Source organism: Asticcacaulis sp., from assembly GCF_020217185.1.
Taxonomy (GTDB): domain Bacteria; phylum Pseudomonadota; class Alphaproteobacteria; order Caulobacterales; family Caulobacteraceae; genus Asticcacaulis.
Genome location: NZ_JAIWNX010000288.1, coordinates 1 through 15,155 on the forward strand (window position 1 = coordinate 1; position 15,155 = coordinate 15,155).

A 15,155-nucleotide genomic window follows, 5' to 3' on the forward strand; every position below is an offset into this window, starting at 1 on the left:
CCCTCGCTGATCTTGTTCTTCCTGGCGCAGAAATACTTCGTCGAAGGCGTCACCTCCGGCGCGGTGAAGGGGTAGGGCGATGGACGCTTACAGACTTCACCGCCGGTTCGTCCTGCTGGGCGCCTCTGCCGCCGCGCTCACCGCCTGCTCAAAGCCGCGCCCGGCCCCTTCAACCGGGCGTGAATTGCGCATGAGTTGGTGGGGCGGGTCTTCGGCGCACAAGGCGACGCTTGAGGCGCTGCGCCTGTTCGAGGAAAAGCACGGCATCCGCGTGCGCGGCGAATATACGGGCTTTGCCGGCCATCTGGAGCGGCTGACGACGCAGATCGCCGGGGGGACCGCCCCCGACGTTATGCAGATCAACTGGTACTGGCAGACCCTGTTTTCGCGCGACGGTACGGGCTTCTACGACCTGAAAAAGCTGACGGACAAGCTCGACCTCAGCCAGTTCGATGCGCGCACGCTCGGCATGGGTACCAATAAGGGCGTGCTGAACGCCGTTGCGGTGTCGAACGCCGCGCGTCTGTTTTATCTCAACCAGACCACCTATCAGAAGGCGGGCCTCAGCCTGCCCACGACCTGGGACGAGCTGTTTGCACGCGGGCCGCAGTTCCGCGAAAAACTGGGTACGGGCTATTATCCGCTCGATGGCCTGTTTCTGGAGTTTATCGCGCTCGCCCGCACCTATGTGGTGCAGGGCACGGGTAAGCCCCTGATCAATGCCGAGACGAAATCGCTCAACTGTACGCGGGCCGATATGTACGACTTTGCGGGCCTTTACGCCCGCATGACGCGCGAACACGTCTGGCCCAGCGCGCAGGTGCGCGCCTCCTATGGCAATGTGGCGCAACAGGAGATGCGGCCGTGGATCAACGGCCAGTTCGCCGGTACCTTCCAGTGGAACAGCTCGATCGATAAATATAGCGACACGCTGGCCGGAAAGCAGACACTGGCGCTGGCCCCCTATCTGCTGCGGCCGGGGGCGAAGGACGCCGGGATGATGTATCGTCCCGCCATGATGTTCGCGGTCAATGCCAAAACGGCGTACCCGGACGAAGCGGCGCTTTTGATCGAGTTTCTGCTCAACGACCCGGCCGGCATCCGCGCCATGGGGCTGAAACGCGGCGTGCCGGTATCCAAGGCGGCGCGCACCCTGCTCGACAAGGAAGGGTTGATCACGCCTATCCAGCAGCAGAGCGAGGCGCAACTGGCGGCGGCGCAGATCCATGTAGTCGAAAGCCCGTGGTTCGAACATCCGCGCGTGCGCGACGGCTTTCAGGACATATTGGAGGCGCTGGGCTATGGCCGCCTGAGCGAACGCGAGGCCGGCGACCGCCTCTATGACGACATCAACGCCATCCTGCACCGCGTCGTGCGATGACGGGTCTGCGCTGTCTGGCTGTCCTGCCGACGGCCCTGAGCTTTGAGGTCGATGACGGCTCGATCTGGGCCGCGGATGCCCCGCGCGACGTATGGGTGGATGGCGCGCTGGCGTTGCGGACAGACCGGAATGTCTTTTCGCTGTATGATCTGCGACCGGACACACAATACGCGGTGCGCGTTGGGGCCGACCGGTTGGTGGTGCGGACCGCCGCCTGCAAGGCCGTGGTTGATCCGCGCGCCTTCGGGGCCAAAGGCGATGGCGTCAGCGACGATACGGCGGCGCTTCAGGCCGCATTGATGGCCTGCCCGCCGGGCGGTCTAGTGCGACTAAGCGCCGGGCGCTACCTGACCGCGCCCCTGTTCCTCAAAAGCGATATGGCCGTCGAACTGTGCGACGGTGCAGACGTGCTGGGTCATCGCGATATAACAAAATGGCCGGTCTTACCGGGTGTACTACCGGACGCCGAGGGGACGGAACGGACCTGTCTCGGGTCGTGGGAAGGCGAGGCGGAGGCCTGCCACGCCGCCCTGTTCAACCTGTTGTTTGCGCGCAACGTGCAGCTTTACGGGCGCGGTGTCATCGACGGTCAGGCCGGGTTTGACACCTGGTGGGAAAAGCCCAAGGCGCGGTTTGTCGGCTGGCGTCCGCGCCTGATCTTTATGGTCGAAAGCGAACAGGTCATACTGCACGGTCTGACCCTGAAAAACAGCCCGTCATGGACGCTCCACCCGCTGTTGTCGCGTGGTCTGACCTTTGCTGACCTGCGCATCGAGGCCCCGGCCGACAGCCCCAATACGGATGGCCTCAATCCGGAAAGCAGCACCGATATTGTCATCAGCGGCGTCGATTTTGCCGTGGGCGACGACTGCATCGCGCTAAAGTCAGGCAAGATCAGCATGGCGAGACGCACTGTGCGTCCAACCCGCCGTGTGCGTATTTCCAACTGCCGGATGCGCGACGGTCATGGGGCCGTGGTCATCGGATCGGAGATGGCCTCGGGTGTCTATGACGTGTCCGTACAGACCTGTCTGTTTATAAACACCGATCGCGGTATCCGCCTGAAAACGCGGCGTGGCCGTGGGCGGGAGGCGGTGATCCGGGGTCTCAATTGCCGCCATATCCGCATGGAGGGCGTCGGCACGGCCTTCGTGATCAACAGCTTCTACTGGTGCGATCCGGACGGCCAAACGGACTATGTGGGCGACCGTAACCCTCGCCCGGTCGATGACGGTACGCCCTCCATCGGCGACATCCATCTGAGCCATATCGACGCCACAGGTGTGCGTCACGCGGGCCTCTACGTGCTGGGCCTGCCGGAGCAGCCGGTGGACGGCCTGACGCTCGACCACATCCGCCTGCGCTTCGACCCCGACGCGCAGCCCGGCGAACCCGATATGGCCGCTTCGATTGCGCCCGTGGCGCGTCTCGGCGGCCTGATCGCCAATGTCAGACATCTTCGCACAAACGCGCTGGACATAGACGGCCAGAGCGGCGAAACCCTTACGCTGGAAAATGTCACATGCTTGACCTGAAACACAACATCCCCGTCGATGTCGCCGCGGCACCAACGCAGCGCGCCTTCGATCTGTCGCCGCAGACAACCACGTCTCTGGCGCGCTTTGGCGACTCTGTCCCCGCCTTCATCAGCGGTTATTTCCGCACCTGGGAGCCCTATCGCCCGCACTGGAACTACGAAGACGGCGTGGTGTGGAAGGGGGCGCTCGACCTCTATCAGGTGACGCAGGATCGCGTGTTTCTTGACTATATTCTGGGTGAGATGCAAACGCGCGTCCTGCCCGATGGCTCCATGCCAACCTTCCACCCGCAGGAATACAATATCGACAATGTCAACGGCGGGAAGATCCTGTTTCCGCTCTACGCCATTACGGGTGAGGCCCGCTTCCGCACGGCGATGGACGTGCAGTTTGCGCAGCTCAAGGACCATCCGCGCACGCAGTCGGGCAATTACTGGCACAAGCAGATCTATCCGCATCAGGTGTGGCTGGATGGCCTGTTTATGGCCCAGCCGTTTCAGACCGAATACGCCCGCATAACTCAGGACGAAGCCCTGTTTGCCGACACGGTGGCGCAGTTCCGCTTCGTCGATCACACTCTGCAAAAGGGTAACGGTCTCTATGCCCACGGCTGGGACGAAAGCCGCACCGAGCGTTGGGCTGATAAGCAGACCGGTCTGTCCCAAAACGTTTGGGGCCGGGCCATGGGCTGGTGGATCGGGGCGCTGGTCGATGTCTATGAGGCTTCCGACGGGTTCGGCGCCTCCCTGCGTGCCGATATTGCCGACATTACCCGCCGCACGCTTGAGGCCCTGCTGAAGTTCCGCTCGGACAACGGCCTGTGGTATCAGGTCGTCGATCAGGGCGCGCGCGAAGGCAATTACGAAGAGGCCTCGGCCTCGCTGATGGTCGCTTATGGCCTGATGAAGGCGGCGCGTCTGGGCATTATGTCCGAAGACACGGGCCGCACGGGCGTCGAGTCGCTGAAAGCCGTCTGCGCGCGCTTTGTGACGCCGTCGGCGCTCAATGGTGTGTGCGGTGTGGCCGGGCTTGGCAATGTGCCCTATCGTGACGGCTCCTACGCCTACTACCTCTCCGAAAAAATCACCCCCAATGATCCCAAGGGCGTGGGGGCCCTCATGTGGGCCCTGTCCGAAGGGATACGCACAAAGGACACCCTATGAGCCTCAAAGACATTGCCCAGAACTTTGTTGCCGCCCGTCGCGCGGCGCGCGCCCTCAGCGACTATCCGGGGCAGATTCCGGCGGTGCTGACGGACTCCTACGCCATTCAGGAAGAGGCGATCAGACTGTGGGATCGCCCGGTCATCGGCTGGAAGATCGGCCGTCTGGCACCGGAACGTCAGGCCGAACACGGCACCGAGCGCCTGGCCGGCCCGATTTTTGAGACCGTCTTCAAACCCTCTGAAGGCGAGGTTGAAATCCCGGTTTTTGAAAACGGCTTTGCGGCGGTCGAGGCCGAGTTTGTCTTCCGCATCGGCGTCGATGCCGAACCGGGCAAGACCGACTATAGCGAGGCCGAGGCCCTGCGTCTGATCGACGCGCTGTTTGCCGGAGTCGAGATGGCCGGCTCCCCGCTGCCGACGATCAACAAGCTGGGCCCGACCGTCGTGGCGTCTGATTTTGGCAATAATTTTGGCCTGATTCTGGGGACGCAACTGGCGGCCTTTGACGCCTCAAGCACGGTCGAAGCCTTAAGCGAAGCGGTGGTGAAGGGCTATGCGGCCACGACTGAAATTGACGGTCAGGTGGTGGGCGAAGGCGGCCTGTTCACCATGCCGGGCGGCCCGCTGAAGGCCATAGGCTGGCTGGCTGGGCATCTGGCGGCGCGCGGGCGTCCGCTGACAAAGGGCCAGTTGATCTCATCGGGGGCGACGACCGGTATCCACGACATCCTGCCCGGTCAGTCGTCGGTGGTGACCTATGCGGGTCCGCACCATGAAACGACGCAGATTCGCCTGAAGACCGTTACCCTGACCGAGGCGCGCCCCGAACTCGCGTGATGTTTATGACACGGTGGCCGCCCAGAGAAGCCGCTCAGGGAGGCCGCCGCCTTTTTTATTCAGCCTTTGTTAAAGGGCCGCGCCGACTATGGGGCGAAAAGCGCCGTCAGAGCGTCATATCAGCGGGAGTGCACCTATGGCAGATTTGTCACCCTTTTAATCAACCTGAACGAAGGCGCTTGTCTTTTGTGCGCGCCTGTGTCTAGCTGAGGCCACTGACACCGGTTACCATGCGTGTTTGACACCGGTATCATTTCAACATTAAAAAAACCTGCCCTCAAAGGGCGTCCACTGCCTGATCAGCGCGCCAGCCAAGAGCGTGCAGCGGGCCGAACGGGGAGTTACAATATGAAAACCAAGTCCAACCACAGTCGTACTGCGTCCGCCATCGCCCGCTATGGCGTATCCGTTCTGGCGCTGGTCGCCACGGGTGCGGCCATGCCGGCTCTGGCTCAGGAGGCCGCGCCGGCGGCAACGGATGACGTCGAAACCGTCGTCGTGACGGGTTTCCGCAACAGCCTTCAGACGGCGATCAACGAGAAAAAACGCTCGACCGACATGGTCGATGTGATCAAGGCCGAAGACATTGGTCAGTTTCCTGACCTCAACCTCGCCGAATCCCTGCAACGCATTCCGGGCGTGTCGATTGACCGCGACGGCGGTGAAGGCAAGCAGATCACGGTCCGTGGCCTGAACTCCGAATTTTCGCGCACGCGCATCAACGGCCTTGAGGCGCTGGCCACTACGGGCTCGAAGGATTCGTCCGGCGGCACCAACCGCGGTCGCGGGTTTGACTTCAACGTCTTCGCCGCCGACCTCTTCAACTCGCTGACCGTGCGCAAGTCCATGTCGGCCGAAGTCGATGAAGGGTCCCTGGGGGCCACGGTCGATCTGCAAACAGCGCGTCCGTTCGACTATAAGGGCTTCACCATGGCCTCGTCGGTGCAGTTTGGCTATAACGACAAGTCGGGCAAGACCGAGCCGCGCGGCACCTTCATGATCTCCAACCGCTGGGCCGATGGCAAGCTGGGGGCGCTGTTGTCGGTGGCCTATGGTGAGCGTACCGTCATCGAAGAAGGTGCCAATACCACCCGCTGGGAAAATGCCTATGCGGCGTCAAACATCGGGCGCTTCCAGAGCTTCTCGACGGATGGTGGCAAGACCTTTACGGCCATTACGCCCTGTACCGGTGGGGGCGCGACGCCAAACACGACGCGCGTCTGTAACACCAATTCGGCGCTGGAACCGGCCCTGACCGGCGAAGCGGCCAAGATCTCCAACTCGCTGCACCCGCGCATCCCGCGCTTCAACCACTTTGAAACCGAGCAGAAGCGTCTCGGCGTCACCGGTTCCTTCCAGATGCGCCCGTTTGACGGCACGCTGATCTCGCTGGACGGCATGTACGCCAAGTTCGGCGCCAACCGCGACGAGTGGGAAATCGAAGCTATTTCCTTCAGCCGCAGTGGTCAGGGCAACCCTCAGACGGACATCTACGACTATACGATCGACGGTAAGGGCACCATCACCAAGGCTTCGTTCAACGATGTCGATATCCGTTCGGAACACCGCTTTGATGAGCTGACCACCACCTTCACCCAGGGCAATCTGACCTGGGATCAGACCTGGGGTGAGCGCTTCTCGACCAAGCTGATGATCGGTTCGTCGAAATCGGTGCAGGACACGCCGGAACAAACGACCTTCACGCTCGAATCCTATGATGTCGATGGCTATTCCTACGATTTCACCGACATGACGGCGCCGAAGTTTAACTACAGCACGAAGAATGGCTGTACGCCGGATCAGGCCTGTTACTGGACCTATTCATCCAGCACGGCGAGCGGCGATGCCTCGCTGATCCGTCTGCGTCCGCAGCAGGTAACGAATAAATTCACCACCACGCGGCTGGATGCCAAGTTTGACCTCACCGATAATGTGACGATCAAGGCAGGTGTTTCGTCCAAGAAGTACGATTTCAACTCGACGGAATCCGGGCGTTATACCACTGACGTCAATGCGCGTAATGAAAATGCCAGTGGCAATATCGTCACGGAAATCAACAGCAATATCGCCAAGTACAGCCAGACGGTTTCGGTGGCGGGCAATACCTATCTGATCCCCAATCTTGACCTGATCCGCTCGACCTTTGGCTATGACTGTAACTGCGTCAATAGCTGGGGCACCTTTACCACCAACTCGACCAACTCGTCGTCGCGCACCAATAACCGCGTGGCCAGCGAAACTGATAATGGCTGGTTCCTGCAAGCCGACTTCAGCGGTGAGATCGCGGGCCTGCCCTATCGCGGCAATATCGGTACGCGTCAGGTTGAAACCAATCTGGTGGCGACGGGTATCGTCGGGACGGCTAACAACAACTTCCGGCGCACGACGGTCGAACGCTCGTACAAGGACAATCTGCCCTCGTTCAACCTGATGATCCAGCCGGTGCCGAGCCTCTATCTGCGCTTTGCCGCGGCCAAGACCATGGCGCGTCCGACGCTCCTGTCGATCATTCCGGGCGGCGGTTCGGTGAACACGTCGGCCAAGACCATCACCACGGGTAACCCGGCTCTGGACCCGGTACGCGCCAATACGCTCGACTTCTCGGCCGAATGGTACGTCGATAAGGACACCCTGTTTACGGTGGCCCTGTTCAAAAAGGACATCAAGTCCTACATCCAGCAGCGTCAAACCACGGCTAAGTTGTCGGACTACGGCTATAATCCTGCCGACTTCGGCGAAGCGTCGGACGTCACCTATGCGGTCACCACGCCCGTCAACACGCCGGGCGGTGAGCTGAAAGGCTATGAAATCTCGCTGCAAAAGCCCTTCCACTTCCTGCCGGGCTTCCTGCGTCACACGGGCGGTATCATCAACTACACCAATGTCGAGTCGCAGATTAACTACTACACCTCGGCAACGGCCACGACGACGACGCGCGCCAACCTGCTGGGCCTGTCGCCCAAGGCGTGGAACATCACGGCCTATTACGAAGACGACAAGCTGTCGGGTCGTGTCGCCTTCGCCTATCGTGACGGCTACCTGTCGCAGCTCAATCCGGGTTCGTCGGCCGACTTCTGGGGCAAGAACGAGACCTTCAATATCGACGCTCAGGTCACCTATCAGATCAACAAGAACCTGACCTTCATCCTGGAAGGGATCAACCTGACTAACGAAGCCGATGACCGCTTCATTGCCTACAACACTGTCCAGGGCAATACGGCGCAGGACCTGCTATATGACTACTCGAAGTCGGGTCGTCAGTACTATCTGGGTCTGCGTTACAAGTATTAGAGCGCTTTCCGAAAAGTGGGATGCACTTTTCGGATAAAAAAGCACGTTAGCCAAAATTTAGAGCGTGATTTCGATTCAATCGAAATACGCTCTAAGCCGGTCAGAGTGTAAAGTAGCGTAAGCGTTCAACAGCCTTCTGACTTTGAGGCGTCGGGTCACCGGCGCCTCTTTTTTATGGGAAGGCGACGCCTCGTCTCTTTCTATGAAGCCAGCTTCAAAAAGCGCTTCCCATGGATAGGGATGCGCTCTAAACCCTTCCGGACAAACAAAAACACCAACGGAATGCTGCCATGACCAAAGCCTTCACCTGTTTCGGGGAACTGCTGATCCGCCTGTCCACCGCCGGTCGTGATCCGCTGTACACCCTGCCGGAACTGACCCCTTATGTGGGCGGGGCGGAGGCCAATGTGGCGGTCGGTCTGGCGCGGCTGGGGCACGCCACGCGGATGATCAGCGTGGTGCCGGACAATGATCTGGGGCAGGCCGCTGTGGGGCAATTGCGCTATTTCGGCGTCGATGCCAGCCGGGTACGCACGGCGGCGGGCCGCATGGGTCTCTATTTCCTGACCACGGGCGGCATCCATCGCCCGTCGGACATCCTTTATGACCGCGCCGGTTCGGCCTTTGCCACGGCGGATTTTTCGGCCTTCGACTGGGCGCAATTGCTGGACGGCTCTGAGTGGCTGCACGTTTCCGGCGTGACGGCGGCGCTGGGGCTCAATGCGTTTCAGGGCGCCTTGAAGGCTATGCAGGTGGCGCGCACGCTTGGTATCAAGGTGTCGTTTGACTGCAATTATCGCCCCAAGCTGTGGGAAGCCTGGGGCGGCGATGCGCCCAGCCTGATTCCGCAACTGATGGCACAGGCCGACCTGATCTTCGGCGGCTACCGCGACATCGAACTGGTGTTCAAGACGACCTTTGCCGGTGAGGCGGGCAGCCACGCCCGCAGCCGTGCCGCCGCCGACCACGCCTTCAGCGCCTTCCCAGACCTCAAGCGCCTGATCTGCACGCGCCGGGAACAGGTCAATGTCGATCACAACCGTCTGGCCGGGCTGATGTACACGCGCAGCGAAACGCTGGAGACCGAGACCTACGACATTGCGCGCATTATCGACCGCATCGGCGGCGGTGATGCCTTCGCGGCCGGCGTGCTGCACGGTATCCTGAGCGGCAAGACGGATCAGGAGGCGCTGAACTACGGCATTGCCGGGGGCTGCCTGAAACACGCCATGCCGGGCGATTTTGCGCTGGCCACCGTGGCGGAGCTGGAAGCCTTCCTCAGCGACGACGGTTTCGACGTCAAGCGCTGATGCGATAGCCGCCTTGTTGGGGGCGGGTGGCTTCGGCCACCGCCGCGATCAGTTGGTCCGGATCAAAGGGTTTCAGCACAATCTGCGTCACGCCTAAGGCCCGCCATTGCGCGCGGTCATCATCCATACCCGTCACGGCGATGACCGGCGTGTCACGGTTGGGTCCGTCGGATTGGCGCAGGCTGGCCGTGGTCTCGAGCCCGTCCATGCCCGGCATCATCCTGTCCATCAGGATCACATCGAAGCGCTGCACTGCCGCGATGTCCAGCGCCTGCGCCCCGTTAATGGCCATAACGGCGCGCCAGCCGAGCGGCTGTAAAAACAGCGACGCCAGACGGCGGTTGACCTCATGGTCATCAACGATCAGGACGGTACGAGCGGGCGATTCAGACATGATACGTGTACGGAAGATAACAAAACCTTCCGCACACTCTAACCCAAGAACCTTAAGGATCGCTCTAGATCATTATGATTTCTGGTAGAAACATAATGATCTAGCTTTTTGTTTAGCCCCTCGCCGGGTGCGGGCTCCGCCACCTTGGCCGCCACCTTGGCCGCCGCCGCAATGGCGGCTTGAGTGGAATGATTCCATTTGAAATCATTCCACTCTATTTCACGGTTTCATCCACAGTGGCGCGCGTCACCGAATGATAGAGCGGTCGCGCCTTCGCATAGACGCGCTTGGCCATATCGACGCCCCAGCCCTTTTGCGCCATCAGCGCCGTGTAGAGCGGGCTGACGAAGCGGCGGCGGCCTTGCGAGGTGAGGAAGGTTTCCAGCGCCGGCAGGGCGGGTTCATAGCGGTGCACAATGGCCAGTTTCAGCCACGCAAACAGGATTTCCGAATTGCGCGAGCTGGTGAAGCTAAAGGCCGTATCGAGGTCCTTCATCTGCTCCAGCGTCAGGGTCTCCGGCAGGGACTCGATGAAATGCTGCCATTCCTGCGTCACCCAGCCTTCTGTGACCAGAGACCTGGCGGGCGTGCCCTTGGTGAAGGCCTCAACCTGCGCTTCGACGCGCGCAAAGGCTTCCGATCGCGGCTTGACGGCGTTGGACGGCAGGCCGGGCTTGTACAGCCACTCATTCAGTTTCAGGCGATCCTCCGCACCCGGATCACCCTTGATCAGGGTTTCGCGCAGGTCTTCGACGAAGCCCGCCGTGGTCATGCTCTTGAAGGCATAGCGCGTGAAATAGCCTTTGAGCCACGCATCAAACTTCTTGCGGCCATAGGTCTGTTCCAGCAGGCGCAGGAAGGCCGCGCCCTTCTCATACGGAATGTCCGAGAAGCCGTCGTCCGGGTCGCGCCCTTTGAGGTCCGTATGCAATTGCGTCAGACCCGGTTCCTTGAGGCTGCTCAGGGTGTCCTGAAGGCTGGCAAAGCCCAGGCTTTGCAGCATGAGGGCGCGGTCCTTGCCGTACATTTCCTCCATGATGCGGTTTTCAAAATAGGTGGTGAAGCCTTCGTTGAGCCAGAAATCGTCCCAGGTGGCGTTGGTGACGAGGTTGCCCGACCACGAATGCGCCAGTTCGTGCGCGACCAGCGACACCAGCGACTTGTCACCGGCCAGAATGGTCGGCGTGGCAAAGGTCAGGCGCGGATTTTCCATGCCGCCGAAGGGGAAGGACGGCGGCAGGATCAGCACGTCGTAACGACCCCAGCGGTAGGGGCCATAGAGTTTTTCGGCGGCGGCGACGAATTTTTCGAGGTCTTCCAGCTCGGCGGCGGCGCGGGCAATGGTGGCCTTTTCGGCATAGACGCCGGTGCGGTCGCCGGTCGGGCGGAAGTCGATATCGCCGATGGCCAGCGCGATCAGATAGGGCGGTATGGCCTGATCCATTTTGAAGCGGAAGGCGCGCAAAGTCCCGTTGGCCGGCACGGCCTCACCATCCGGCGTCAGCATTTCGGCACTCATCACGGCTTTGAGCGGTGTCGGTACACGGATGATGGCGCTGTAGGTTTGCCGCACCATCGGGGAGTCCTGCGTCGGAATCCACGTGCGGGTCAGGATCGACTGGCCCTGCGACAACAGGAAGGGATATTTTTTACCCTCGGTCTGCGACGGGTCGAGCCACTGCAGGGCCTGCGTATTGGCGGTGGTCTTGTACTTCACCACCACCTTCTGCGCGCCCTGCGGCAGTTCAATGGTCAGCGGCGCGCCAAAGATGGGGTGGGGCGTGCCCAGCGTGTATTTCAGCGGTTCCCCAGACGCATCAGTGACCCCTTCGATGTCGAGCGCCTTGACGTCCAGAACGACCTGTTTGGCCGTCGGCGCGGTTTCCAGCGTCAGGGCCGCCGTGCCTTTCAGCACCTTGGCGCGGAAGTCAGCGGTGAGGTCGAGATCGACGTGGCGCACGCGCGCGACGTTCGGTTCGGCGTAGGAGTGGACATCTTTGGCGCTGCGCACCAGAGCCAGAGGGGCGGAATCGTCCGAGGCCGGTTCAACCTTCGGCTCACAGGCCGTCAGAAAGGTCGTACCCATCAAAGCCGCCATAAAGCCGATTGCCGAGCGCCGGTCCGGCGCGAAACCCTTAGTCCGCATATCGCCACTCCATAAAACAGCACCCCCTGAAAAGGTTTCAGGGGGCACCATATGGATCAGTTAAAGCGGAAATATGTCGTCTTCACAATGCGGAAAATTCAGCACGTTTGAGACGGTTTATCCGTTTCCCGACTGATTTTACCCGTTGCGCGAACGGCGCTTCAGTTGCGCGCCTTCCGAACGATTGACAGGCTCATTGTGGTGGGCGCGCGGCTTGGTGTTGGTCTTGCGACCGCCATGCTTGCCGCTGGCCGACTTGCCAAAGGTCTTCTTCTTGCGCTCGTCGCCACGTTCGGCTGCCGGACGTGCCGGACGCTCCTCGAAGAAACGCGTGTCACCCCGGGCCTCATCGCGCGCCTTGAACGGACGCTCGCCCTTCGGCTTGTCGAAGCGGGGCTTATCGCCGCGCGGCTTATCGCCAAAGCCCTTATCAACCGGGAAGTCGCGGGCGGCCCTGGTCGGCGCGCGCTCGGCGGCCAGCGGGTCGTAACGTTCGGTACGTTCCGGACGCTCATTGCGCGCCTGACGCTCGGCGCGGTTACCGAAGGCGTCCTTCTTGCCGAAAGTGCGTTCACCGCGCGAATTATCGCCATCGCGGCCATTACCACGGTCGCGGCGGTCGTCACGGCCAGAATCCCGATTGGGACGGTTGCGCGAACGCTTGTGCACGCGCTCGGCGTCCGGGTCGAGGTGGCGGGCGGTCTTTTCGACCACGCGGTCCGGGGTCTTCGGCTTTTCGGTCTGACCCGAGGCGAGAATGGCCTCATCGAGCAGTTTCAGCGCCTGATCCTTGCGGCGGTCCCATGAGGGGATGCGCTGACGCGTGATGCGCTCGATGTCTTTCAGCAGCTTGCGCTCATCATCGGCGACCAGCGTGATCGAATGGCCTTCCTTACCGGCGCGGGCGGTGCGGCCAATACGGTGCACATAGGCTTCCGACACGAAGGGCAGTTCGTAATTGATGACGTGGGTGACGTTATCGACGTCGATACCGCGCGCGGCGATGTCGGTGGCCACCAGCGCGCGGACGCGACCGGCCTTGAAGGCCTGAAGCGCGCGTTCGCGCTGCGACTGGTTCTTGTCGCCGTGGATGGCGGCGGCTTCGACGCCCCCGGCTTGCAGATAGGCGGCGACGCGGTCGGCACCGCGCTTGGTGCGGGTGAAGATCAGGGTGCGGGCCAGCTTCTCATCGGCATAGAGTTCCGACAGAAGCGCGCGCTTGCGCTGCTGCTCGATAAAGATGACCTGCTGGGTGACGCGCTCGGCCGTGGTGGCTTCCGGCGTGATTTCAACCTTCTTCGGATGGGTCAGCAGTTCATTGGCGAGGCCAGCGATTTCCTTCGGCATGGTGGCCGAGAAGAACAGGTTCTGACGCTGGGCCGGCAGGCGCGAAGCGACCTGACGGATCGGCTTGATGAAGCCCATGTCGAGCATCTGATCGGCTTCGTCGAGCACGAGGTGTTCCACGGCCTTCAGGTCGATGGTCTTCTGCTCGATATGGTCGATCAGGCGGCCCGGCGTGGCGACCAGAATGTCGATGCCGCCTTGCAACGCCTTATATTGCGGGCCGTACTTGACGCCGCCGAAGATGGTGGCGATCTGAAGCCCCAGACCCTTGGAATAGGCCTTGAAGCTGTCGGCGATCTGGGTGGCCAGTTCGCGCGTCGGCGACAGGACCAGCACGCGGCACGAGCGCGGGGCGGGGATGATGCGGTTGCTGAGGATGTGGTGCAGGATGGGCAGGGCGAAGGCCGCCGTCTTGCCCGTACCGGTCTGGGCGATACCCAGAAGGTCGTGCTTGTTCAGCAGGATGGGGATGGCCTGCGCCTGAATGGGGGTAGGGGTGTGATAGCCCTCTTTTTCGAGCGTGGCGAGCAGGCTGGCCGAGAGGCCCAGATCTTTGAAGGTCGTCAAGACGATGCGCTTTCAATACGGATGCGCGCACACCCGGCAAAATGACCGGCGCACACCATCCTTCGGCCCGGACGCGCTTTTGTGGCGTAGCGGGCGGTTTCGGATGAGGCCAGCGCGTGTCTTAGCTCTCGGGTTTCATTTTTAAAGATTATCAAGCGCGAACAGGGTTCGCACATCTGTCATCCGTTAAAACTGGCTTGTCGGGACACATACCAAGGACTATATCCTGTGTCGCCCGACCTCACGCGGCCAGTCAGGTGCGGCATTGCACCGCAGCAATCCGCCATATGCGTTGCGGCGGTGGAAAAGTCAACCCCCGTAAAGGAAGTCTTCACCGCTACGCCTTAAGGTTCGCGGCAATTCCGGTGCGTCGCCAAACGGCGTTCAGTACCCGACCCCTTTGGGTCATAATTTCGCGTTTTCAATAAACAGTAGCGTTTCGTCATCTCCGGGCGTGGGTTGTGCGTATGCACGGCTGTGCCTGCCCACATCTATAAAAAGAACCTTTTATAAATGGCTGTGTACTATCTTAACCCAACCTCCCCGCGAAAGACTCCCAACGCCATGCCCGGCTCAGATGGTCGCTCTGCATCGCCTTCCGTGACCTCGCCGCAGGCGGGGGTCGAGGTGATTCAGCCGTTTCAGCAGTTCCTCAACCGCCGCGCCGAGCCGCGTTTTGACTGCAAGGCGTCGGGCGCGCTGTTGTTGCTGCCCAGCGGGACCGAGGTGGCGTGTGATATCGTCAACCAGAGTGCTTCTGGCGCGCAGGTTCTGGTCAAGGACATGCCGCAAAACGCCGGTGATCTGTGGCTGGTGGATGTGGCCGGTCAAACGGTCAAGTTCGGCTCACCGGTGTGGACCCAGCCGCACAAGATGGGCCTGCGTTTCAGCTTTGTGCAGAAGCTCGATCCGAATGGGGCCCGCCCGCCGCGCGTGCCGGAACCCGTATGGAAGGCCTGGCGTCGCCTCGCCGGACTGGATACCCCGCCGCCACAGGACGATGTGTTCTTTCTCGACTGAGGCGCTTCAACGCGCGCAAAACACAAAAGGCCCTATTGCCAGTTATGGCGGGGGCCTTTTCTGTATCATACCAACGGCCGAAGATGCTGACCGCATCCGGCCGTTGAAGACACGAGACTGTCTCATATGTGTCAGTGACATGAGACAGTCTCGAATGGA

The 15,155-nt window shown here is 61.3% G+C and carries 10 protein-coding genes; 7 read left to right on the forward strand and 3 right to left on the reverse strand.

The genetic code is table 11. The features are described from left to right. Positions 1 to 79: 79 nt before the first annotated feature. From LDL37_RS14775 to LDL37_RS14800, 6 genes are all read left to right on the forward strand, one after another. On the forward strand, positions 80 to 1,381 hold the full coding sequence (locus LDL37_RS14775) for an ABC transporter substrate-binding protein (RefSeq protein ID WP_126422520.1): 1,302 nt from the start codon (positions 80 to 82) through the stop codon (positions 1,379 to 1,381). Next, entirely contained in the window at positions 1,378 to 2,916 is a 1,539-nt protein-coding gene (locus LDL37_RS14780; RefSeq protein ID WP_290799581.1) for a glycoside hydrolase family 28 protein, read from the forward strand. The genes LDL37_RS14775 and LDL37_RS14780 overlap by 4 nt, the downstream gene beginning before the upstream one ends. Further along, the gene (locus LDL37_RS14785) at positions 2,904 to 4,082 is read left to right on the forward strand and encodes a glycoside hydrolase family 88 protein (RefSeq protein WP_290799582.1); all 1,179 of its coding nucleotides are present in this window, start codon (positions 2,904 to 2,906) and stop codon (positions 4,080 to 4,082) included. The genes LDL37_RS14780 and LDL37_RS14785 overlap by 13 nt, the downstream gene beginning before the upstream one ends. Next, positions 4,079 to 4,921 carry a 2-keto-4-pentenoate hydratase gene (locus tag LDL37_RS14790; protein WP_290799583.1) on the forward strand — a complete coding sequence of 281 codons (843 nt, stop codon included), beginning with the start codon at positions 4,079 to 4,081 and terminating at the stop codon, positions 4,919 to 4,921. The genes LDL37_RS14785 and LDL37_RS14790 overlap by 4 nt, the downstream gene beginning before the upstream one ends. Before the next feature lie 348 nt (positions 4,922 to 5,269). Beyond that, on the forward strand, positions 5,270 to 8,212 hold the full coding sequence (locus tag LDL37_RS14795; RefSeq protein WP_290799584.1) for a TonB-dependent receptor: 2,943 nt from the start codon (positions 5,270 to 5,272) through the stop codon (positions 8,210 to 8,212). Between the two features lie 290 nt (positions 8,213 to 8,502). Next, the gene (locus LDL37_RS14800) at positions 8,503 to 9,522 is read left to right on the forward strand and encodes a sugar kinase (RefSeq protein WP_290799585.1); all 1,020 of its coding nucleotides are present in this window, start codon (positions 8,503 to 8,505) and stop codon (positions 9,520 to 9,522) included. Here the strand turns inward: LDL37_RS14800 and LDL37_RS14805 are convergent. The 3 genes from LDL37_RS14805 to LDL37_RS14815 form a co-directional block, all read right to left on the reverse strand. Continuing rightward, positions 9,512 to 9,916: a response regulator gene (locus tag LDL37_RS14805; protein WP_290799586.1), complete on the reverse strand. Its 405-nt coding sequence runs from the start codon at positions 9,914 to 9,916 to the stop codon at positions 9,512 to 9,514. The genes LDL37_RS14800 and LDL37_RS14805 overlap by 11 nt on opposite strands. Positions 9,917 to 10,130: 214 nt before the next feature. Further along, positions 10,131 to 12,062, reverse strand: a complete 1,932-nt coding sequence (locus tag LDL37_RS14810; RefSeq protein ID WP_290799587.1) for a M1 family metallopeptidase — start codon at positions 12,060 to 12,062, stop codon at positions 10,131 to 10,133. A gap of 138 nt (positions 12,063 to 12,200) precedes the next feature. Further along, positions 12,201 to 13,976 (reverse strand): DEAD/DEAH box helicase, encoded by a 1,776-nt coding sequence (locus LDL37_RS14815; protein ID WP_290799588.1) that lies wholly within the window; start codon positions 13,974 to 13,976, stop codon positions 12,201 to 12,203. Positions 13,977 to 14,540: 564 nt separating this feature from the next. On the opposite strand from LDL37_RS14815, the gene LDL37_RS14820 reads away from it, so the two are divergent. After that, the gene (locus LDL37_RS14820) at positions 14,541 to 14,996 is read left to right on the forward strand and encodes a PilZ domain-containing protein (protein ID WP_290799589.1); all 456 of its coding nucleotides are present in this window, start codon (positions 14,541 to 14,543) and stop codon (positions 14,994 to 14,996) included. The last annotated feature ends 159 nt before the right edge of the window (positions 14,997 to 15,155 follow it).